The organism is Bradyrhizobium ivorense, assembly GCF_900696085.1.
GTDB lineage: Bacteria > Pseudomonadota > Alphaproteobacteria > Rhizobiales > Xanthobacteraceae > Bradyrhizobium > Bradyrhizobium ivorense.
Window position 1 is genome coordinate 342,340 of the sequence record NZ_CAADFC020000016.1, and the last position, 21,023, is coordinate 363,362.

Below are 21,023 nucleotides of genomic sequence, written 5' to 3' on the forward strand. Positions count from 1 at the left end.
TCTGTTCGGAAAACCGCTTCGCACTTTTCCGGATCATGCCTGCTGCGGCGCAAAATCTTTGCCGACCGACAGCGCGCGCTGATCGACCAGGCAGTGCAGGATCGCGGGCTTGCCGGAGGCCAGCGCGCGCTCGAACGCCGGCGCAAAATCCTCGGTGCGCTCGACCCGCTCGCCATGGCCGCCGAACGCCTTGGCGTACAGCGCAAAATCCGGGTTCTTCAGCTGGGTGCCGACGACGCGGCCGGGATAATCGCGCTCCTGATGCATGCGGATGGTGCCATATTGCGCGTTGTCGATGACGACGACGATCAGCGGCGCATCATACTGCACGGCGGTGGCGAACTCCTGGCCGTTCATCAGGAAGCAGCCGTCGCCGGCGAACGCCACGACGACGCGATCCGGATGATGCCGCTTGGCCATCACCGCCGCCGGCACGCCATAGCCCATCGAGCCCGAGGTCGGCGCGAGCTGCGCGGCGAAGCTGTGGAAGCGATGGTGGCGGTGCAGCCAGCCGGCATAATTGCCGGCGCCGTTGCAGACGATGGCGTCCTTCGGCAGCCGGTCGCGCAGCCAAGTGACGACCTGGCCATACTGAAAATGGCCCGGCAGCTCGCGCGGCTTTTCGGTCCAGGCGAGATAGTCGGAATGCGCCTTGGCCGCCTCACCCTTCCAGGCCGGCGCGGCCGCGGGCTTCATGGTCTCGACGGCGGCAGCGAAGGCGGCGGGCGTCGCCTGGATCGCCAGCGCCGGCTGATAGACGCGGCCGAGCTCTTCGGAGCCCGGATGGACGTGGATCAGCTTCTGGCTCGGCACCGGAATGTCGAGCAGCGTGTAAGATGACGACGGCATCTCCGACATCCGGCCGCCGATCAGCAGGATGACGTCGGCGCCGGTGATGCGCGCCTTGAGCTGCGGGCTCGGGCCGATGCCGAGGTCGCCGGCGTAATGCGTGTGGTCGGCGTCGAACAGCGAGGCGCGGCGGAACGAGGTGGTGACCGGCAGATCGAAGCGCTCGGCGAAACGCGCGATGCCCTGCGCGGCTTCGGCGGTCCAGGCCGAGCCGCCGAGCACCACGATCGGCGCCTTGGCGCTCGCCAGCATGGCGCCGAGCCGGTCGAGATCTGATGGCGCCGGCCAGGTCGCAGCGGGCTCGACCTTCGGCGCGTCGGCGACCGCGGCAGTTTCGGTCAGCATGTTTTCCGGCAGCGAGATCACGACCGGACCAGGGCGACCCTGCAGCGCAACGCGAAAGGCGCGCGCCACCAGTTCCGGAATCCGGTCGGGCCGGTCGATCTCGACCGCCCATTTCGCCATGGTGCCGAACACCGCCTTGTAGTCGAGCTCTTGGAACGCCTCGCGCTCGCGCATGCCGGTGTCGACCTGGCCGACGAACAGGATCATCGGGGTGGAATCCTGCATCGCGATGTGGACGCCATGGGCGGCGTTGGTCGAGCCCGGGCCGCGGGTGACGAAGCAGATGCCGGGCTTGCCGGTGAGCTTGCCATAGGCCTCCGCCATCATCGCCGCCCCGCCCTCGGCGCGGCAGATTACGACGTCGATCGGACTGTCATGCAGGGCGTCCAGCGCCGCCAGATAGCTCTCGCCGGGCACGCAGGTGACGCGCTCCACCCCCTGCGCGACCAACTGGTCGATCAGGATCTGGCCTCCGGTCCGGGCATTGCTCTTGGTCATGACGGCTCCCTGCGGCTAGCGGCGCGCGCCTTGGCTTCGCGCCGATCGTGGCCCCACGGGGTATGATAGACGGAAATAGGGTGCAAGACCGAAGCCGCGTCGCGCGGGCGAAGCGGCGTCTAGCCATGCGATAGGCAATGGGCAGCGCTGTTTCGTCATCGAATTCCGCAGAGCGGACGATCGCGAGATCGTCGCGACCCAGCCCCGGAGCGCAGGAAGGCAATCCTCCACCGATTTCAGACCGCCCTCGCTGCCAGCTTGCGGATGAAATGGTCCGCCACCGGTCAACCGGCTAGATCCGGACTCGTGCCGCGCCAAGATCAACCCGTGCGTGTTTCTTTCAACAATAGCCTCATCGACGACACGACCGCCTCGCGCTCATCGCGAGGCACCGGCCATCGCCCACAGCGCGCATGCGCGACGACGATGCGCAAGCATCGCCAACACCGGCGGCGCGGCCGCTGTACGACGTGAGTCCAACGCGTCGCGGCGCGCGATAACAGCACGGCACAAACTGCATACAGCGCCGCGCCCTATGCACGATAACAATCATTCGAAGCGCACGCCTGCGTTTCCGTAAGACTACGGTGCAACGATCGGTCGCTTCGCGCCCTTCGTTGCATGATCGCGCGGATATCGCGGCAAATCGCCGTCTTACACCGCGATTTCGGCTGCGTGCATCGCATGCATTGCGCGTCGCGTCCTGCACGGTCGCGCGCGGCGCACGGCATGCGCTTTGGAATGGAACTCGAATCGCCTACGGTTTCGTACAGTCAGAAATTGTAAATCGTGTACGGCACCTGCCCGCCGTTCCGCTGCGGAAGGCATTTCTGCTGCCGATCAGGTGCACTCCTTTTAGTTCACCAATTGATACCAATGCTGGAGGCAATGCATGTTGGGGATGAAGAGTGTCGCAAGCGTGATCGGCGCGGATAGTTCATACCGGCTGCTCGACGATATGCCGATCAGTGTCATGCTCTGCGAGCTGGACAATTTCAAGATCACCTACATCAACGAGTCGACGCGGCAGAATCTGAAGAAGATCGAGCATGTGCTGCCGGTGAAGGTGGACGCGCTGATCGGACAATCGATCGACATCTTTCACAAGAACCCGCAGCATCAACGCCGGCTGCTGTCCGATCCAAAGAACCTGCCACACAAGGCGCGCATCACCATAGGCGGCGAGACGCTCGATCTCACCGTGACGGCGATGACCAACGGGCGCGGCCGCTATGTCGGGCCGATGCTGACCTGGGAGCTTGCGACCGAGAAGGCGCGGCTCGAAACCCAGACCGAGCGGCTGTTGCAGATGCTCGACAACATGCCGATCAACATCATGATGTGCGATACCGAATTCAACATCACCTACATCAACCAGACCAGCCTCAAGACGCTCGACACCGTGAAGCATTTGCTTCCGGTCGCGCCGGAGAAGATCCTCGGCAACTCGTTCGACATCTTCCACAAGAACCCGGCGCATCAGCGCCGCATCGTCGGCGATCCCAGGAACCTGCCGCACGCGGCCAAGATCAAGCTCGGTCCGGAAACGCTCGACCTGCGGGTGTCGGGGCTCACCGACAAGCGCGGCAAGTATACCGGCGCAATGCTGAGCTGGTCGGTTGTCACAGGCAATGTGAAACTGGCCGACGATTTCGAAAAGGACGTGAAGGGCCTTGCCGGAATGCTGGCGTCGGCCTCGACACAAATGCAGGGCACGGCCCGGTCACTGACGACGACTGCCGAATTCGTCAATCAGCGCTCGGCGAGCGCGGCGTCCGCCTCCGAAGAGCTGTCGTCCTCGGTCAACGAGATCAGCCGCCAGGTCGCCGAGGCGAGCCGCATCGCCCGCATGGCGGTCGAGGAAACCGAGAAGTCCGACAAGCTTGTGGCGGGCCTCGTGACCATGGCGCAGAAGATCGGCGACGTCGTCGCCCTGATCAGCCAGATCGCCGGCCAGACCAATCTGCTCGCGCTCAACGCAACGATCGAGTCCGCCCGCGCCGGCGAGGCCGGACGCGGATTTGCCGTCGTCGCGTCCGAGGTGAAGGCGCTGGCCAACCAGACCGCCAAGGCCACCGAAGATATTTCGGCGCAGATCAACGAAATGCAGACCGCGACCGGCAACACCGCCACGGCGCTGAAGGCGATCTCGCAGGTCATCGTGCAGATCAGCGAAATCTCGACCGTGATCGCCAGCGCCGTCGAGGAGCAGGCGGCGGCCACCAAGGAGGTCACCGCCAACATCAACGGAACCACCAAGGCGATCGACGACGCCAGCAAGGCCGCGGAGAACGTTCTGGCGGCTTCCGGAGAGCTCGCCAGCAACGCGTCCGAACTTGAAGTTCAGGTCGACAAGTTCCTCAAGAACGTGCGCGCGATGTAATGGCTGTCGGCATCGCGCGCTTGCCTATAGCGAGCGCGCGATCAACAGCTTCATGATCTCGTTGGTGCCGCCGTAGATCTTCTGGATCCGGGAATCGATGAACATCCGCGAGATCGGATATTCCTGCATGTAGCCGTAGCCGCCGAACAGCTGCAGGCATTCGTCGGCAGTCTCGACCTGCTTCTGCGAGCACCACCATTTCGCCATCGACGCCGTCACGGTGTCGAGGTCGCCGGCGACCAAGCGCTCGACGCACCAGTCGACGAAGACGCGGGCGATCATCGCCTCGGTCTTGCGCTCGGCGAGCTTGAAGGCGGTGTTCTGGAATTCCAGTAGCGGTTTTCCGAACGCGCTGCGCTCCTTGGTGTAGTCGGCCGTGATCCTGACCGCGCGCTCCATCGAGGCGACCGCGCCGATCGCGAGCGACAGCCGCTCCTGCGGCAGCTGCTGCATCAGCTGCACGAAGCCGTTGCCCTCGTCGTTGCCAAGCAGGTTTTCCGGCGGCACCGTGACATTGTCGAAGAACAGCTCCGACGTGTCTGAGGCGTGCAGGCCGATCTTGTCGAGGTTGCGGCCGCGCCGGTAACCTTCTGCGCCCGCGGTCTCGACCACGATCAGCGAGATGCCTTTCGAGCCCGCACCGCCGGTGCGCGCCACCACGATGACGAGATCGGCGGCCTGGCCGTTGGTGATGAAGGTTTTCTGGCCGTTGATGACGTAGCTGTTGCCTTGCTTCTTCGCCGTTGTCTTCACGCTCTGCAGATCTGAACCGGTGCCGGGCTCCGTCATCGCGATGGCGCCGACCATCTCGCCCGAGGCCATCTTCGGTAGCCAGCGCTGCTTCTGCTCCTCCGAGCCGTAGTTGAGGATGTAGTGCGCGACGATCGCGCTGTGCACCGACACACCCGTCGTCACCTCCGGCACCGTGCTCTCGATGTCCTCCAGCACCGCGGCATCATAGGCGAAGGTGGCGCCGAGACCGCCATAGGCCTCGGGCACGCTCGGCAACAGCGCGCCCATCTCGCCGAGCGCGCGCCAGGCCGAACGATCGACCAGCTTCTGCACGCGCCATTTTTCGGCGTGCGGCGCCAGATCCTTGGCGAGGAATTTGCGGAACTGGTCGCGGAAGACGTCCAGCTCCTCGGTCATCCAGGACGATCGGTATTGCATTCTGGCCTCTTCGTTAGTCTTATTGCGTCACAGACCGCCGGCATGCCGCAGCTCCATCCCCGTCATTGCGAGCGAAGCGAAGCAATCCATGCCACCGCGTATGCGGATCGATGGATTGCTTCGTCGCTTCAGCGCAAAATTGCTTTGCAATTTTGTCGCTACTGCTCCTCGCAATGACGGGGATGGAGCTGCGACACATCAGTGTAAGCGGTTCATGATGCCCTGAGCTAGATCAAAAGACCGCCGCCGGCGACGATCACCTGACCGCTGATGTAATTCGATTCCGGCGAGCAGAACAGATAGACCGCGTCCGCCGCCTCCTCCGGCGTGCCGCCGCGGCCGAGCGGGATCATGCGGCCCATCGCCTCCAACATCTGCGGCTGCACGCCGACCTTGATGTCGCGGCCGGCGACGTCGATGGTCTTCTGCTGGGTCTCGATCGGCTGGGTCAGGCGGGTGTTGATCAGGCCGAAGGCGACGCAATTGACGTTGACCTTGTAGCGGCCCCACTCCTTGCACATCGTCCGCGTCAGCCCGATCAGCGACGCTTTTGCCGAGGAATAGCTGGCCTGCCCGGCATTGCCGTAGAGGCCCGCGATCGAGGAGATGTTGACGACCTTGCGGAACACCTCGCGCCCCGCCTCGGCCTCCTTCTTGGCCATCACCCGTATCGGCTCGGCCGCCGCGCGCATGATGCGGAACGGGGCGACCAGATGAACGTCGAGCATGGCCTGGAACTGCTCGTCGGTCATCTTCTGGATCGTCGAGTCCCAGGTGTAGCCGGCATTGTTGACGATGATGTCGAGCCCGCCGAAGTGTTCGATGGCGCTGCCGACGAACCGATCGGCAAAGCCGGCCTCGGTAACGCTGCCGTTGACCGCGACGGCGTCGCCGCCGGCCGCCTTGATCTCGGCGACAACGGCATTGCCCGGCTCGGCATCGAGATCATTGACCACGACGCGCGCGCCCTCGCCCGCCAGCTTCAGTGCAATCGCCCGCCCGATGCCGCGGCCCGACCCGGAGACGAGCGCGACTTTGCCTTGCAGTTTCGACATTCAAATTCTCCCTGAGACAACATGATACCTGCCGGCGCCCTTTCGCCTCTCCCCGCCTGCGGGGAGAGGCCGGAACGCATCGAAGATGCGTTCCGGGTGAGGGGGAGTCTCCGCGAATCCGTCTGTCAGACGCACGTGCGGAGATGGCCCCTCACGCCAACCCTCTCCCCGCAAGAGCGGGGCGAGGGAGCGCATTCCCGTTGCGGTCGCAGCTTCTCCCTACAGCGCGATGACCGCTTCCCCGGCGAGCTTCACCTCGCCGTGCTGATCCTTGGTCGTCAGCGCGAGCTTCGCCCGCTTCTCACCACCCTGCTCCATCAGCTCGGTCACCGTGCCCTCGCAGGTCAGCTTCGCCCCGAGTTGGGTGATCGCGGCAAACCGCGTCGAGAACGAACGGATGCGCGACGGCGCCACCGCATCGGTCAGCGCCTGGCCGAGATAGCCCATGACGAGCATGCCATGCGAGAACACATCGGGAAAACCGGCGGCTTTCGCAAAATCGCTGTCGACATGGATCGGATTGTGATCGCCGGAAGCCCCGCAATACAGCGCGAGGCGGTGGCGGGTGATCGGCGGAAACTCCTTGTGGACGATGACGTCGCCGACCGCTGGTTTCGCTACGCTCATGACGGCCTCGCATTGCGCACCACGACGGTGCGCGAGAGGTCGGCGACGTGGACGCCGTCCTGGTTGGTGACCTCGGTTTCGACCACGATCAGCGTCATCGCTCCACCCTTCTTGTCGGTCACGCTGGTGACGCGCGGCCGGAACGTCAGGGTGTCGCCGACCACGACCGGAGCGCGATAGTCAAAGCGCTGCTCGCCATGCAGCACGCGCGCGAGATCGATGTCGAGCGCGGTCAGGAACTCGAACGGCACCGTCGCGTCCATCATCTCCAGGCAGAACAGATAGGTCGGCGGCACCGGCGCCGCCGCGAAGCCGGCCGCCTGCGCGGCCGTCTCGTCGCCATAGATCGGGTTGCTCTCACCGAGCGTGTCGAGGAAGAAGCGCAGGCGTCCCGGCTCGACGCGCGCGGTGACGGGCGTAAAGGTGCGCCCGACAGCGGTTTGATCGACCATGGCGCGCCCTCAGACGCGTTCGTAGAGCGTGACGACGCAGGCGCCGCCGAGGCCGAGATTGTGCTGCAGGCCGATCCGCGCACCCTCCACTTGCGTGGCGGCCGCGGTGCCGCGCAGCTGCCGCGTCAGCTCGTAACACTGCGCAAGGCCGGTGGCGCCGAGCGGATGGCCCTTCGACAGCAGGCCGCCGGACGGGTTGGTGACGATCCTGCCGCCATAGCTGTTGTCGCCGTCGTCGATGAAGCGCGCCGCCTCGCCCTCGCCGCACAGGCCGAGCCCCTCATAGGTGATCAGCTCGTTGTGAGCAAAGCAGTCGTGCAGCTCGACGACGTCGAGATCCTCAGGCCCGATGCCCGCGGTCTCGTAGACCTTCTTCGCCGCGTCGCGCGCCATGTCGTAGCCGACCACCTGCATCATGTCGTTGGCGCCGAAGGTCGACGGCGTATCGGTCGTCATCGCCTGCGCGGCGATGCGGACCTGCCTGTTGAGGCCGTGCTGCTCGGCGAATTTCTCCGAGACCAGGATTGCGGCGGCGCCGCCGCAGGTCGGCGGGCACGCCATCAGCCGCGTCATCACGCCGGGCCAGATCACCTGGTCGTTCATCACGTCGTCGGCGGTGACCTCCTTGCGGAACAGCGCCAGCGGATTGTTCCTGGCGTGACGGCTGGCTTTCGCGCGCACCTTTGCAAACGCACTCAGCGGCGTGCCGTATTTCTTCATGTGGCTGAGGCCGGCGCCGCCGAAATAGCGCAGCGCCAGCGGCACGCCGGGCGCGTCGACCAGCTTGTCGGCGGCCGCGTCGAAATCGTCGAACGCGCTGGGACGATCGGTGAAGACGGCCCCTAACGCGCCGGGCTTCATCTGCTCGAAGCCGAGCGCCATCACGCAATCGGCCGCGCCCGACTCGATCGCCTGCCGCGCCAGGAACAGCGCGGTCGAGCCGGTCGAGCAGTTGTTGTTGACGTTGACGATCGGGATGCCGGTCATGCCGACCGGATAGAGCGCGCGCTGGCCGCAGGTGGAGTCGCCATAGACATAGCCGACATAGGCCTGCTGAACCTTGCCGTAGTCGAGGCCGGCGTCAGTGAGCGCGAGCTTCGCTGCCTCCGCGCCCATCACGTGATACGGCGCATTGGCGCCGGGCTTGACGAACGGGATCATGCCGACCCCGGCAACATAGGCGCGTGACGTCATCGCGTATCCTCCCGAAATTTACCCACTGGACTATTTATTACCCATGGGTAATATACGGGCGATTTCACGGAGTCAATGCGACAACGACTGCCCATGGACGCCCGCTCCCCCTCCAGCAACGAATCCCCCTGGCTGCCGTTCGAGAGCCGGCGCCGTGCCCGCGACGAGAAGCGCGAGGCGGTGCTGCGCACGGCGGTCGCGCTGTTCCTGGAGCAGGGCTATCACCGCGCCACCCTCAACGAGGTCGCCAGACGGCTGAACATCACCAAGCCGGCGCTCTACAATTATTTCCGCGGCAAGGACGAGATCCTGTTCGAGTGCTGGGCGATCGGCAACGAGCTGGTCGACGAATGCATCGCCGAGACCTCGGCCGGCGGCGGCAGCGGCCTCGATAAGCTGCGCAAGCTCACGGTGCGCTACGCCGAGCTGATGACCGCCGACTACGGCAAGAGCCTGGTGCGCTTCGATCTCCGCGACCTCAGCGACGACAACCGCAAGATCGTGCAGAGCGCGAAGCGGCGGATCGACCGCGCCTTCCGCGACTATATCACGCAGGGCATCGCCGACGGCTCGGTCAAGCCGTGCGACCCAAAGCTATCGGCGTTCGCGATCGCCGGCTCGCTGAACTGGATCGGGCACTGGTTCCAGCCGGACGGCGCGCTGAGCGGCCGCGCGGTAGCCGAGGAATTCGCGATCCGCCTCACCGAGGGCATCGCCAGGACTTCAAGGAATACGACATCCAAGAAGAAGGCGGACAAATCGCCTCGCAAGGGAAACGCACCAAGGGAGGAGCAGAGTGAACATCACGCACGGACTGCGGCGCGCGCTGCAGGTCAATCCAAACGGGCTCGCAGTCGTCTGCGGTGAGCGGCGCCGCAACTGGCGCGAGGTCGGCGAACGCGTCGCCCGCCTTGCCGCCGCCATTCGCTCGCTCGGCGCCAGGGATGGCGACCGCGTCGCGGTGCTGTCGCTGAACTCCGACCGCTATCTCGAGCTCTACCTTGCGGTCGGCTGGGCCGGCGCGGTGATCGTGCCGCTCAACATTCGCTGGAGCCCGATCGAGAACGAAGACGCGCTGCGCGACTGCCGCGCCGACATCCTGTTCGTCGACAAGGCGTTTGCGCCGGTCGGTGCGACGCTGGCGAAGACCATTCCCGGCCTCAAGCTGGTCTTTGCCGACGATGGCGAGACGCCCGCCGGCACGGAGAATTACGAGACGCTGATCGCGCGCAGCCAGGCTATGCCGGATGCGATGCGCGGCCGCGACGATCTGGCCGGCATCTTCTACACCGGCGGCACCACCGGCCGTTCCAAGGGCGTGATGCTGAGCCACGGCAATCTGATGGCCAACGCGCTGAACGCGCTCGGCGAAGGCCTGTGGCCGAGCAGCACGATCTATCTGCACGCGGCGCCGATGTTCCACCTCGCAAATGGCGCGGCGATGTACTCGGTGCTGCTGTCCGGCGGCTCCAACGTCGTGATCCAGGGCTTCACCCCCGACGGCGTCGCGGCCGCGATCCAGAAGGAGCGCGTCACCGACGTGCTGCTGGTGCCGACCATGATCCAGATGTTCGTCGATCACCCCACCCTCGGCAATTACGACCTGGCGTCGCTGCGGAGGATCGCCTACGGCGCCTCGGTGATCTCGGATGCCGTGCTGATGCGCGCGATGAAGGCGCTGCCGCATGTCGAGTTCACCCAGGCCTACGGCATGACCGAGCTGTCGCCGATCGCAACCGTGCTGCACTGGAAGGAGCATATCGGCGACGGCCGCGCCAAGGGCCGGCACCGCGGCGCCGGCCGCGCCACGCTTGGCGCCGAAGTGAAGATCGTCGACGCCGAGGACAAGGTGGTGCCGAGGGGCACCGTCGGCGAGATTGCGGTGCGCGGCGACATGGTGATGATGGGCTATTGGGAGCGGCCGGAAGAGACCGCGCGCGCCGTAATCGACGGCTGGATGCACACCGGCGACGGTGGCTACATGGACGAGGACGGCTTTATCTATGTCGTCGACCGCGTCAAGGACATGATCATCTCCGGCGGCGAGAACGTGTATTCGGCAGAGGTCGAGAACGCCCTCGCCCAGCATCCCGCGGTGGCGCAATGCGCCGTGATCGGCATCCCCAGCGACCGCTGGGGCGAGCAGGTTCACGCCGTCGTGGTGCTGAAGGGCGGCGCCAGCGCCACGCCGGAGGAGCTGATCGAGCACTGCAAGACGCTGATCGCCGGCTACAAATGCCCGCGCAGCGTCGACATTACCGCGACACCGCTGCCGCTCTCCGGCGCCGGCAAGATTCTGAAGCGCGAGCTGCGCCGGCCGTATTGGGAGAACCGCGACCGGCGGGTGAGCTGAGGCGGGCAAGCTCTAACCCGCCATTCCGGGTCTGGTCCCGCGGACCATCCCGGAATGACGGACATTCATGACGCCATTCAATGGGAAACGTTTGACATCGGAGCAAGCGACCGATTGGATCGATCAACATCAATCCAGCGAGTTCCGATGACACCCGATACCAATGCCAACGGCGTGCCGCGCCGCCTGATGCACCGCCGCTCCGTCGAATGCGTCGGCTATCTCCGCGATGACGGCCTGTGGGAGGTCGAGGCGCGACTGGTCGATACCAAGCCGTATGCGCGGGAAGACCGCTATCGCGGCCTGCAGCAACCTGAGGATCCCGTACACGACATCCGCCTGCGGCTTGCGGTCGACGACAGCTTTACCATCCGCGAGACCGGCACCACGATGGCTTCGACGCCCTACCCGTCCTGCCTCGACGTCGAGGGCATTTTGCAGCGCCTGGTCGGCGAGCGGATCGGCAAGGGCTGGCGCGAGATCGTCAGGCGCAAGATCGGCAAGCTCGAGACCTGCACGCATCTCGCCGAGCTATTGGGTCCGGCGGTGACGACGCTGTTCCAGACCGCGACCTCGGGCAAGGACCCGGAGGGCCGCGGCGCGCTCGATCACCAGCACGACGCCAAGGAGCCGCCGTTCTTTGTCGGCGGCTGCTATTCGTGGCGGCTGGATGGGCCGGTCGTGGCGGAGATCTTTCCGCAGTTTGCGAAGAAGCCTGACGTCACGCAGGATTCGTGAGCTAGCGCTCGCGCCAGGCGCGCATCAACTGATCGGAAAACGGCTTGACGAGGTATGACATCACCGTGCGCTGGCCGGTCTGGATGAAAGCCTCGACCGGCATGCCGGCGATCAGCTTCAGATCGCCCAAGCGGGCGATCTCCGCCTCGGATACGGCGATGCGGGCCACATAGAAGCTCGCCGTACTCTTCTGGTCGACGGCAACGTCAGCGGACACGTGGCTCACTTCACCATTGATCTGGGGCGTGGTGCGCTGGTTGAAGGCCGTAAAGCGCAACAGCACCGGCTGCCCCATCGACACGCGATCGATCTCATGCGGGGGGATGCGCACCTCGACGACGAGTGCGTCCTGGCTCGGGACGATGAGCATGATCTGCTCACCGGGACTGATGACGCCACCGATGGTGTGCAGCGCCAGCTGATGCACGATGCCGTCCTGCGGGGCGCGGATATCGATGCGCTTGAGCTGATCCTCGGCCGCCACCCGCTTCTCAACCAATTCCGCGGTCTTGGCGCGAATCTCGGCAAGATCCTTTCCCACCTCGGTGCGCAAATCCTGGTCGATCTGCATGATTTGCAGCGTGGTCTCGGTGATCCGGCCCCTGGCCTCGGCGACGGCGGCGACCAAGGCGCCGCGTTCGCCATGCAGGCGCGCCGCGTCGCGCTCGAGCGTCGTCAGGCGGGTGATCTGGACCAGCTTCTTGCGCCACAGGTCGCGCACGCCGAGGAGCTCCTCGTCGATGAAGCTGGTTTCGCGGTCTTTGGCCTGGATCTGCTCGTCGAGCCCGCGGATCTGCTCCCGAAGCTGGCCGATCCGCTCGTTGAGCTGCGCCTTCTTGCCGGCGCGGGCGGTGCTGCGCAGCTCGAACAGCTTGTGCTCGCCGGCGAGCAGCCGATTGACGTCGGGATCTGCGGCGCGTGCGGTGAGGTCGTCTGGAAAGTCGAGACGGTCCCGATCGTCGCGCTCCGCCTCGAGCCGCGCCCGGCGCGCCGCCTGTTCGTCCAGACTCTTGACAACGATGAGGAGATTGGCCCGCGTCACGGTCTCGTCGAGACGCACGACCACGTCGCCCGCCCTCACCCGGGCGCCCTCCCGGACGTTGAGGTCACCGACCACGCCGCCGGTCGGGTGCTGCACCTTCTTGGTGTAGCTGTCGACCACCAGCGTGCCGGAGCCGATGACGGCCCCGGCCAATTCCGTGGTCGCGGCCCAGCCGCCGACACCACCGGCGAGAATGATGACGCCCGCGAGGCCGGCGCGCAGCTGTCGGCGGATCGTGTGCGGAACCACGTTCACCGGCTCGCGGCTCATGACCTCGCCCCCTCGGGTACGATCTTGAGCGGCACGGCCGGCCGCGGCTGCGCCATCCTGGCCAGCAGCGCGTGCTTGGGCCCGAACGCCTGCACGCGCCCCTCGCCCATCACGAGCAATTGGTCCACGGCGGCAAGCGCGCTGGTGCGATGCGCGACGACGATGACGATGCCGCCGCGCGCGCGCACGCTCTCAATGGCTTGGGTCAGGGCCTGGTCGCCTTCGGCGTCGAGGTTGGAGTTGGGCTCGTCGAGCACCACCAGGAAGGGGTCGCGATAGAGTGCGCGCGCGAGCGCGATGCGCTGCCGCTGTCCGGCCGAGAGCGCCGTGCCGGCTTCGCCGATCGGTGTGTCGTAGCCCTTCGGCAGTCGCAGCACCATCTCATGCACGCCGGCGGCGCGCGCGGCGGCGATCATCGCCCCCGCGTCGGGGGCCGGTTCGAAGCGGTTGATATTCTGCGCCACGGTGCCGGCGAACAGCTCGACGTCCTGCGGCAGATAGCCGATGTGGCGGCCGAGCGCCTCGGAGCTCCATTGGTCGAGGGCGGCGCCGTCCAGCCGCACCTTGCCGCGCGCCGCCACCCACACGCCGACGATGGCCCGCACCAGCGACGACTTGCCCGATCCGCTCGGGCCGACCATGCCGAGTCCCTGTCCCGGCTGCAACGCGAAGGAGGCGTCCTGGACGACGGCGGTCTGTTCGCCCGGCGGCACCACGAAGACCGCCTCGACGGCGAGGGCCTTGCGCGGGGGCGGCAGCGGCGTCTTGTCCTCCTCGGCCGGCAGCTGCGCCCAGTGCTGCTGCAGACGTTTCCAGCTCTGCCGCGCCGCGATCAGGCTCTTCCAGTGCGCGATGGCGATTTCGACCGGCGCGAGCGCGCGCGACGTCAGGATGGCCCCGGCGATGATGATGCCGGCGGTCGCCTCCTGGATGATGACGAGATAACCGCCGACGCCGAGCACCGCCGATTGCAGCACGAGACGAAGCACCTTGGAAACGGAACCGAAGCCGCCGGCGATATCGGCCGCGCGCCGCTGCGTGGCAATGTAGCTGTCATTGGCGTCCGCCCAGCGCGCGGCGAGGCGCCCTCGCATGCCCATGGCTTGCAGGACCTCGGCATTGCGCCGGCTGGCCTCGGCGAGTGCATTGCGCTGCGCGATCTGGCCGGAGGCTTCCCTGGTGCGCGCGCGGGTCAGCCGGTCGGTCAGGAAGGTCATTGCAACGAGCACCAGCGAACCGATCAACGCCGTGAGTCCCAGCAACCAGTGAAACAGGAAGCAGATCGCGAGGTAGAACGGGATCCACGGCAGGTCGAACAGCGCGGTCGGGCCGAGCCCGGAGAGATAGCTGCGAACCTGGTCGAGGTCGCGCACCGGCTGCAGCCCGTCGCCGCTCGTGCGCGCCCGCAGCGGCCAGCGCGCGACGATGTCGTAGACGCGCGCCGAGAATGCGCGGTCGAGCCACTCGCCGATGCGGACGAGGATGCGCCCGCGCAGAATGTCGAGGAACGCCTGGAACACATAGAGGGCACCGACCAGCGCGGCGAGGCCGACCAGTGTCGGCACGCTGCGGCTCGGCACCACGCGGTCGTAGACTTCCAGCATGAAGAACGAGCCGGACAGGTACAGCACGTTCAGCATGGCGGTGATCAGGCCGAGCCCGATCAGCACGCCGCGGCAGGCCTGAAGCAGCGAGGACAGGTCGTGCGCCGGCGATGACTCATCGCGATCGCGCGCAGGCACGACGCGTTCGCTCGCCCGCCGGCGTCGCGCCCGGCCGAAGAGAATGATCGCCGCCACAATGAACGGCGCAAGGAAAGACCAGGACTCTGAGAGAATGTCCAACACGCGATCGATTCCGAGAAAACTGTCTACTCCGAGAGATTGGCCCGGCGGCGCGGCTCCTCCGCTCAAGGATGCGCCGCCGGCCTGTTCGCCGCTTGGCTCGTCCGGCGGCCGGCCCTCAGCGCCGGTCTCCGGACGCACCGTCGCGGGCTACGCATTGAGCACGCCGACCGGAATGTGCTGCAGAAGCGTGGCATCCCCGTCCGCGTCCGCGACCTTGAACGCAAAGTCGAGGTTGGCGTCGATTGTCCCACTGGTCTGCTGCACGAAGCCGATGTCCACGATCTTCAAGACATCCTGATCGGCCGGGTCCCAGGCGGTCAGATTGCTGGTGGCATTGCTAAAGCCATTGGCACCGATCGCCCCGTTCAGGTTGATCGCGGTACCCGTCAACCCGTTCGAGCTCTGCATGATCTGGATGCCCTGTATCTGGTAGGTCTCGCCAGCGACCGTGTAGTCGTTCTGCTCGATGATGAGCAGGGCATCGTTGTTGTCGAGCGTGAACTCGGTGTTGTACGGGAACGGAATATTGGCGTTGCCCTTGATGAGGTCCGCGTTCTCGACGTTGACGGCTCTGGTGATTTCATTGCCGTTGGCGTTCTTCAGGTCGAGGATCACGACGAGATCCTCCGAATTACCAATGCCGTCGAACTTGATGACGACGCCACTGGCGGATGTCGTCGGGTCAAGCCGCTCGGTACCGCCACCAGGGGCATTCGGGTCGACGTCGCTAAGGATATTCTCCTTGAAGAACCGCAGCGTCAGCACTTCGCCCTTTTGTATCGTGTCTCCGGCGACACCGTTCGTCGCCTGAGTTGCGCTGACCCAGTCCTCGTTGACGTTGGTGACCATGTCGTGGATGGCACCGGCGTTGTTGAACGTGGTGTCACCAACAGGCGCTCCGTCGCCGGTCGCGTTGAAGCCGAACCCGATCTGCTGGGTAACCGAGTTCGCGGTGAACTGGACAAAGAACGGATTTGGATCGGCGTTCGGCGTCAGTTGCTCTGCGACGATCAGCGGGTGTCCGGTGTTGCCGGTCGGCTGCTTGGCAACCAGGTCGGCGGTGTGCAGCACGTCGAAACTGAATCCGTCGATCGGATCGGTCAAGGTGATCGTGTAGGTGTCGGCAACCTTGTCGAAGACAAGTGTGCCGCCTGCTGTACTGTCCTGCACACCGGCTGTGATCGGGTCCTTGTCGTAATGGAACGTGAATCCGAACGTCGCGGAGGTGGCGCTCTCTGCAGTGAGCGTCGCCACGGCGTTTGTGATGTTTGGATTCTGCGAGTTGTCAACGGTTCCCGTCAGGTCGATCTGCACACCCGCGAGAGTACTGTTGGAATCGACAAAGTCGGAGTGCGTCGCGTCGTAGAACGAGGTGGGACGGCTGTCGTGACCGATATCGTATCCGAAGGTCCCGCTGGCTGTCGCTCCCGCGCTGTTGCCCAGAGTTTCAGGAGTTTGGATCCCCGCAGTACCGGGGTCGGCATCGAACGGCGCCGTAATCGTCGGGGCATCGTCCGTAAAGATCAGGTTCTGGCCGATGTTGAGAGTGGCGGAGTGATGGTCGCCGTCCTTGTCGGTGATGGTTGCCGTCAGCTTGACCAGATTGTCCGACGTCAACGTCTCGGTGTCGTTCGGCCCGTTATTGGGGTCATGCACGACCGCCCGCTGCTGGTCGAGCGTCACGACGCCGGTGGCGTCCACGCTGACCGTGAAGACCAGGGCGTTGGTGACGGCGGTGCGGCCTTCAACAACCGTACCGTTCACTGACAGATTGACTGCCTCGCCCGTCAAGGTGTCGATCAGCCCCGATGCACCCGCGACCACGCTCAACGCGTAGGTCAGCGTGCCGGCGCCGTCGGCGCCGAAGCCCGAGCTGAAGTTGGAGGCGAAATTGGCAGTGGGGTTGGTCGAAAGATCGGTCTCGTCGGCGGTGGCCGTCGCCTCCGTGCCGGTCGTCGAAATGTTCGGCCCGTCGTCCTTGAAGTTGAGGTTCTGACCGATGTTCAGGGTGGCGGCATGATGATCGCCATCCTTGTCGGTGACGGTCGCGGTGAGCTTGACCAGGTCGTCCGCGGCCAGGGTCTTGCTGTCGTCGTCGTTGCCGGTGTCCGGATGGACCACCGCCCGGATCTGATCCAGCGTGACATTGCCGGAGGCGTCGACGCTGACCGTGAACACCAGGTCGTTGCTGACCGCGGTGCGGCCTTCAACCACCGTGCCATTGAGGGATAGGTTGACCACCTGGTTGGTGGCGGTGTCGACCAGACCCGATGCACCCGCGACCACGCTCAGCGCATAGGTCAGCGTGCCGGCGCCGTCGGCGCCGAAGCCCGAGTTGAAGTTGGCCGCAAAGCTCTTCGAATCGTTGGTTGCCAGCGCAGATTCGTCGACGGTCAGCGTCGGCTCGGTGCCGGTCGTCGAGATGTTCGGCCCGTCGTCCTTGAAGATGAGGTTCTGACCGATGTTGAGGGTAGCGGCATGATGATCGCCATCCTTGTCGGTGATGGTCGCGGTGAGCTTGACCAGGTTGTCCGCGGCCAGGGTCTTGCTGTCATCGTCGTTGCCGGTATCCGGATGGACCACCGCCCGGATCTGATCGAGCGTGACATTGCCGGATGCGTCGACGCTGACCGTGAACACCAGGTCGTTGCTAACAGCGGTGCGGCCTTCAACCACCGTGCCATTGAGCGACAGGTTGACCGCCTGGTTGGTGGCGGTGTCGACCAGGCCCGACGGCCCCGCGACCACGCTCAGCGCATAGGTCAGCGTACCGGCGCCGTCGGCGCCGAAGCCCGAGCTGAAGTTGGCCGCAAAGCTCTTCGAATCGTTGGTTGCCAGCGCAGATTCGTCGACGGTCAAGGTCGGCTCCGTGCCGGTCGTCGAGATGTTCGGCCCGTCGTCCTTGAAGTTGAGGTTCTGACCGATGTTGAGGGTGGCGGCCTGATGATCGCCATCCTTGTCGGTGACGGTCGCGGTGAGCTTGACCAGGTTGTCGGCGGCCAGGGTCTTGCTGTCATCGTCGTTGCCGGTGTCCGGATGGACCACCGCCCGGATTTGATCGAGCGTGACATTGCCGGAGGCGTCGACGCTGACCGTGAACACCAGGTCGTTGCTGACAGCGGTGCGGCCTTCAACCACCGTGCCATTGAGCGACAGGTTGACCGCCTGGTTGGTGGCGGTGTCGACCAGACCCGAGGGACCCGCGACCACGCTCAGCGCATAGGTCAGCGTGCCGGCGCCGTCGGCACCGAAGGCCGAGTTGAAGTTGGCCGCAAAGCTTTTCGAATCGTTGGTTGCCAGCGCAGATTCGTCGACGGTCAGCGTCGGCTCCGTGCCGGTCGTCGAAATGCTCGGACCGTCGTCGTCGAAGTTGATGAAGGATCCGACCTGTTCGGTGTAGGCGCTCGGTGTGTCACTGGTGAAGTGCACCTCCTTGACATCGAAATAGTCCTTGTCCGGATCGATGTTCTTGATGGTGAAACGGTCAAAGCTTCCGCTAGCCCCGCCTGCGGTCGTGAAATCGACCGTCACGCCCTCGCCGACATTGAGAAGAATCATTCCGGTGCCGCTGAGGTCGACGGTGATACCCAGGGCCGCAGCCGTCGTTGCGACGCCGTTCAATTTGAACGTCGCGCCCGTGATGTTGATCTCCGTGTCGTTGTCATCGCCGGGGAATGCAGCACCTTTCGCGTTGTCGTCATTGTTATAGGCGTGGATCTCGATATTGGCCTTGGTGTTGGTCGGCGTGGACTGCGAGATCGAGAAGCCCGCGCTCGAGATGTTATCGAGGTGGGCGGTGTAGTTAGGTGCGGTTGGCGAATTGGTAAAGTCCTTGCCCGCACTCTGCGTGCCGCCGCTGATCAGATCGATCTGGAGCTCGCGGCCAAAGCGCACGTCCTGCGATGCGACGCCCAGGCCCTGCGTACTGACGTTGACTTCGGATTGCACGCCGGTATCGTGGGCCGTGACAAGTATCTTCTGCGTGGACGCCACGTCGGCGTCGAGGATGTACCAGTCGTTGTGTCCGGGAGGAGCGTCGCCGAGCTGACTGAAATTGACCACCGTGGACGCCGAGACCGAGGCGAACACCTTGTCAGTCAAATCGATGCGATCGTCCGGGTCGTTCGTGTCCGGATGGAGCAGCGGCACATACTGGACCGTGTACAGGTCCGCATGGGTGGCGCTCGTGCTGACCAGTGCGAATGAGAACGCGAGTGGACCGGTTGCGGCAGGCGCAGCGGCCGGATCGGAGGTGCCGATCACGCCGATCACGACGTTGGAGTGGGTTGCGTCCTGGAACAGCCAGACATAGTTGCCATCGACGGTCTTGATGCCGCTGTTCACGCCGACGCTGGTGGAAAACGGCGTGCCACCGGAATTCTGGGTGAGAATGATTGAGGAGATGGTTTCCCCTGCGCTCGCCGAGGCCACCACGAAGTCGGCCTGGGAGGCAACCTGTGGTGAGGCCAGCCCGCCTGCACTGTCGAGGCTTAAAAGATAAGTCACCGTGGCGTTGGTCGCGCTGGTGTCATCGTCCTGAAGACCGGAGGTCTCGTCGATGATGAGGTCCTGGGCTACGATGTCGAGTGCCATAGTGTCCTCCCAATCGGATGCAGGCCGCCTCGCGCCCTGGCGCGCGATCGGTCCCGAAATATTCCTGTCTGATCAAAATTTTGCGCGCTCGCTCTCCGGCGATCTGTTGCGCTCGCCGGGAGGGGACGTCAGTTTCTGGCAGTCCATGCAAATGGGGCGCAGCAATAAATGCGCGACCTTGCGTATGCCCTTCAAACCCAGCCTGAACGATCAGTCGGAAAAAATAACGGCAATGGAATAATCGAACGCCTTTGAACGCTATGCTTCCTCGATCTGCCGCAGACCGCCGCGAACCCAAATCGGGAAGCCGACGAAGTCGCAATGAATAAATCGGAACCAGACCTGCGTTTGGAACCTTCCAGTAAGGGAGCGAGACAATTCGCGGTAAATTGCTAAAAGGCATTACCCCGTTGGGATGAGACGCATCGCCTCACATCGGTTTTGATAGAACAACGATGGAATCGACCTGCACGTGTGTCCACAGCGAGGGCTCACGGCGTGCCGATAAGTCCACGCGATGGTCATGCAACAAGCGCTTTGGCAGCTCGGCCGCCAAAGCGCTCGTTCCTGCCCAAGGCTGGCGCGAGTTGCCCTCGCCTCACCGTCGTCCGTCAGTCGAAAAGCCGAGCCTCGAGATTCCATGAGACACGTCGGCTCTGCCCATTCACGCCGCGGCGGCATCGTGCTCCAGCACGGCCTGCGGCGGGTTGCGAAAACCGATCCCGATCCGGTTGTAGGTGTTCATCAGGCCGATCGCGATGGTCAGGTCGACCAGCTGCTTCTCGCTGAAGACCTTGCGGGCTGCCGCATACTCCTCGTCCGGGATCGCGGTCTCGGCGACGCGGGTGACGGTCTCGGCCCAGGCCAACGCCGCGCGCTCCTCGGCGTCGAACAGCACTTCGGCTTCGCGCCAGACCTGCAGCACCGCGAGCTTCTCGACCTTGACGCCCATCTTCAGCAGGCTCCGCGTGTGGGAATCGAGGCAATAGGCGCAGCCGTTGATCTGCGAGATGCGCAGATAGACCAGCTCGACCAGCTTCGCGGAGAGGCCGCTCTGCATGATGTAGCCGTAGACGCCGCCGAGCGCCTTGATGCCGGCGGGCGCGACCTTGTTGTAATCGATGCGCAGGCTCATTGCTTGTGTCCTTCGTGATCGTAGGTGGTCAGCGCCTTTTCGCTGCTGTCGACGACAAACGTCGCCAGCAGCTTCGCCGGCTCGGTCGTACTCACGTTTCGGGTTAGCACGTGGTGAGCGCCCGGCGGCTCGAAGAAGCTGTCGCCGGCCCGATAGGTCCGCGCGGGTTCGCCCTCCAGCTGGCTCTCGATCGCGCCCGAGAGGATATAGACATAGAGAAACGCCGATTTGGCGTGGTGGTGCGGCATCGACGTCGCGCCCGGCGGAAAGGTGACCTCGACGGAGACCAGCGATTTTCCGGGGATGTTGGTGATGACGTGCTCGAATTTCGGCGTCACCGTCTCAGGGGGCTTCTGCGCCAGCGCGGGTGTCGCAAACGCCGTGCAGGCCAGCAGCATCGTCAGTAAGGTCTTCATGTTCTGTCTCCATTGCTGACCGATAGATGCGGGCGCGGAGGGCCAAAAAGTAGCAC

At 64.8% G+C, this 21,023-nt stretch carries 16 protein-coding genes; 5 read left to right on the forward strand and 11 right to left on the reverse strand.

Going from position 1 to position 21,023, the window contains the following annotated elements; translation table 11 throughout:
• Positions 1–33: 33 nt before the first annotated feature.
• A complete protein-coding gene (locus tag CI41S_RS21455; RefSeq protein WP_139861469.1) occupies positions 34–1,692 on the reverse strand; it encodes a thiamine pyrophosphate-binding protein in 1,659 nt (552 codons plus the stop codon).
• Positions 1,693–2,584: 892 nt separating this feature from the next.
• On the opposite strand from CI41S_RS21455, the gene CI41S_RS21460 reads away from it, so the two are divergent.
• The gene (locus tag CI41S_RS21460) at positions 2,585–4,075 is read left to right on the forward strand and encodes a methyl-accepting chemotaxis protein (protein ID WP_139861470.1); all 1,491 of its coding nucleotides are present in this window, start codon (positions 2,585–2,587) and stop codon (positions 4,073–4,075) included.
• Between the two features lie 24 nt (positions 4,076–4,099).
• Here CI41S_RS21460 and CI41S_RS21465 read toward each other — a convergent pair whose 3' ends face one another.
• The 5 genes from CI41S_RS21465 to CI41S_RS21490 form a co-directional block, all read right to left on the reverse strand.
• Positions 4,100–5,245: an acyl-CoA dehydrogenase family protein gene (locus CI41S_RS21465; RefSeq protein ID WP_139861471.1), complete on the reverse strand. Its 1,146-nt coding sequence runs from the start codon at positions 5,243–5,245 to the stop codon at positions 4,100–4,102.
• Positions 5,246–5,472: 227 nt separating this feature from the next.
• Positions 5,473–6,300 carry an SDR family NAD(P)-dependent oxidoreductase gene (locus CI41S_RS21470; protein WP_139861472.1) on the reverse strand — a complete coding sequence of 276 codons (828 nt, stop codon included), beginning with the start codon at positions 6,298–6,300 and terminating at the stop codon, positions 5,473–5,475.
• Between the two features lie 219 nt (positions 6,301–6,519).
• Entirely contained in the window at positions 6,520–6,927 is a 408-nt protein-coding gene (locus CI41S_RS21480; protein WP_139861473.1) for a MaoC family dehydratase, read from the reverse strand.
• On the reverse strand, positions 6,924–7,379 hold the full coding sequence (locus tag CI41S_RS21485) for a MaoC family dehydratase N-terminal domain-containing protein (protein ID WP_139861474.1): 456 nt from the start codon (positions 7,377–7,379) through the stop codon (positions 6,924–6,926). The genes CI41S_RS21480 and CI41S_RS21485 overlap by 4 nt, the downstream gene beginning before the upstream one ends.
• Before the next feature lie 9 nt (positions 7,380–7,388).
• Complete coding sequence (locus tag CI41S_RS21490; protein WP_139482708.1) at positions 7,389–8,573, reverse strand: lipid-transfer protein; 1,185 nt, start codon at positions 8,571–8,573, stop codon at positions 7,389–7,391.
• A 93-nt stretch (positions 8,574–8,666) separates the two neighbouring features.
• Here CI41S_RS21490 and CI41S_RS21495 point away from each other — a divergent pair, with 93 nt between their 5' ends.
• From CI41S_RS21495 to CI41S_RS21505, 3 genes are all read left to right on the forward strand, one after another.
• On the forward strand, positions 8,667–9,440 hold the full coding sequence (locus tag CI41S_RS21495; RefSeq protein ID WP_139861475.1) for a TetR/AcrR family transcriptional regulator: 774 nt from the start codon (positions 8,667–8,669) through the stop codon (positions 9,438–9,440).
• Positions 9,370–10,926, forward strand: coding sequence for a long-chain-fatty-acid--CoA ligase (locus tag CI41S_RS21500; protein WP_139861476.1), 1,557 nt, complete (start codon positions 9,370–9,372; stop codon positions 10,924–10,926). The genes CI41S_RS21495 and CI41S_RS21500 overlap by 71 nt, the downstream gene beginning before the upstream one ends.
• A 147-nt stretch (positions 10,927–11,073) precedes the next feature.
• The gene (locus CI41S_RS21505; RefSeq protein WP_172628124.1) at positions 11,074–11,664 is read left to right on the forward strand and encodes a DUF2889 domain-containing protein; all 591 of its coding nucleotides are present in this window, start codon (positions 11,074–11,076) and stop codon (positions 11,662–11,664) included.
• Between the two features lies 1 nt (position 11,665).
• On the opposite strand, the gene CI41S_RS21510 is transcribed toward CI41S_RS21505, so the two are convergent.
• From CI41S_RS21510 to CI41S_RS44040, 3 genes are all read right to left on the reverse strand, one after another.
• Positions 11,666–12,976 carry an HlyD family type I secretion periplasmic adaptor subunit gene (locus CI41S_RS21510; RefSeq protein ID WP_139861478.1) on the reverse strand — a complete coding sequence of 437 codons (1,311 nt, stop codon included), beginning with the start codon at positions 12,974–12,976 and terminating at the stop codon, positions 11,666–11,668.
• Positions 12,973–14,718 carry a type I secretion system permease/ATPase gene (locus tag CI41S_RS21515; protein ID WP_139862093.1) on the reverse strand — a complete coding sequence of 582 codons (1,746 nt, stop codon included), beginning with the start codon at positions 14,716–14,718 and terminating at the stop codon, positions 12,973–12,975. The genes CI41S_RS21510 and CI41S_RS21515 overlap by 4 nt, the downstream gene beginning before the upstream one ends.
• Before the next feature lie 252 nt (positions 14,719–14,970).
• A complete protein-coding gene (locus tag CI41S_RS44040; RefSeq protein WP_175607160.1) occupies positions 14,971–19,416 on the reverse strand; it encodes a DUF5801 repeats-in-toxin domain-containing protein in 4,446 nt (1,481 codons plus the stop codon).
• A gap of 1 nt (position 19,417) precedes the next feature.
• Between CI41S_RS44040 and CI41S_RS21525 the strand changes: the two genes are divergently transcribed.
• Positions 19,418–19,657, forward strand: coding sequence for a hypothetical protein (locus CI41S_RS21525; protein WP_139861479.1), 240 nt, complete (start codon positions 19,418–19,420; stop codon positions 19,655–19,657).
• Between the two features lie 423 nt (positions 19,658–20,080).
• Here CI41S_RS21525 and CI41S_RS21530 read toward each other — a convergent pair whose 3' ends face one another.
• Positions 20,081–20,551 (reverse strand): carboxymuconolactone decarboxylase family protein, encoded by a 471-nt coding sequence (locus tag CI41S_RS21530; RefSeq protein ID WP_139861480.1) that lies wholly within the window; start codon positions 20,549–20,551, stop codon positions 20,081–20,083.
• Positions 20,548–20,967: a cupin domain-containing protein gene (locus CI41S_RS21535; RefSeq protein WP_139861481.1), complete on the reverse strand. Its 420-nt coding sequence runs from the start codon at positions 20,965–20,967 to the stop codon at positions 20,548–20,550. The genes CI41S_RS21530 and CI41S_RS21535 overlap by 4 nt, the downstream gene beginning before the upstream one ends.
• Between the last annotated feature and the right edge of the window lie 56 nt (positions 20,968–21,023).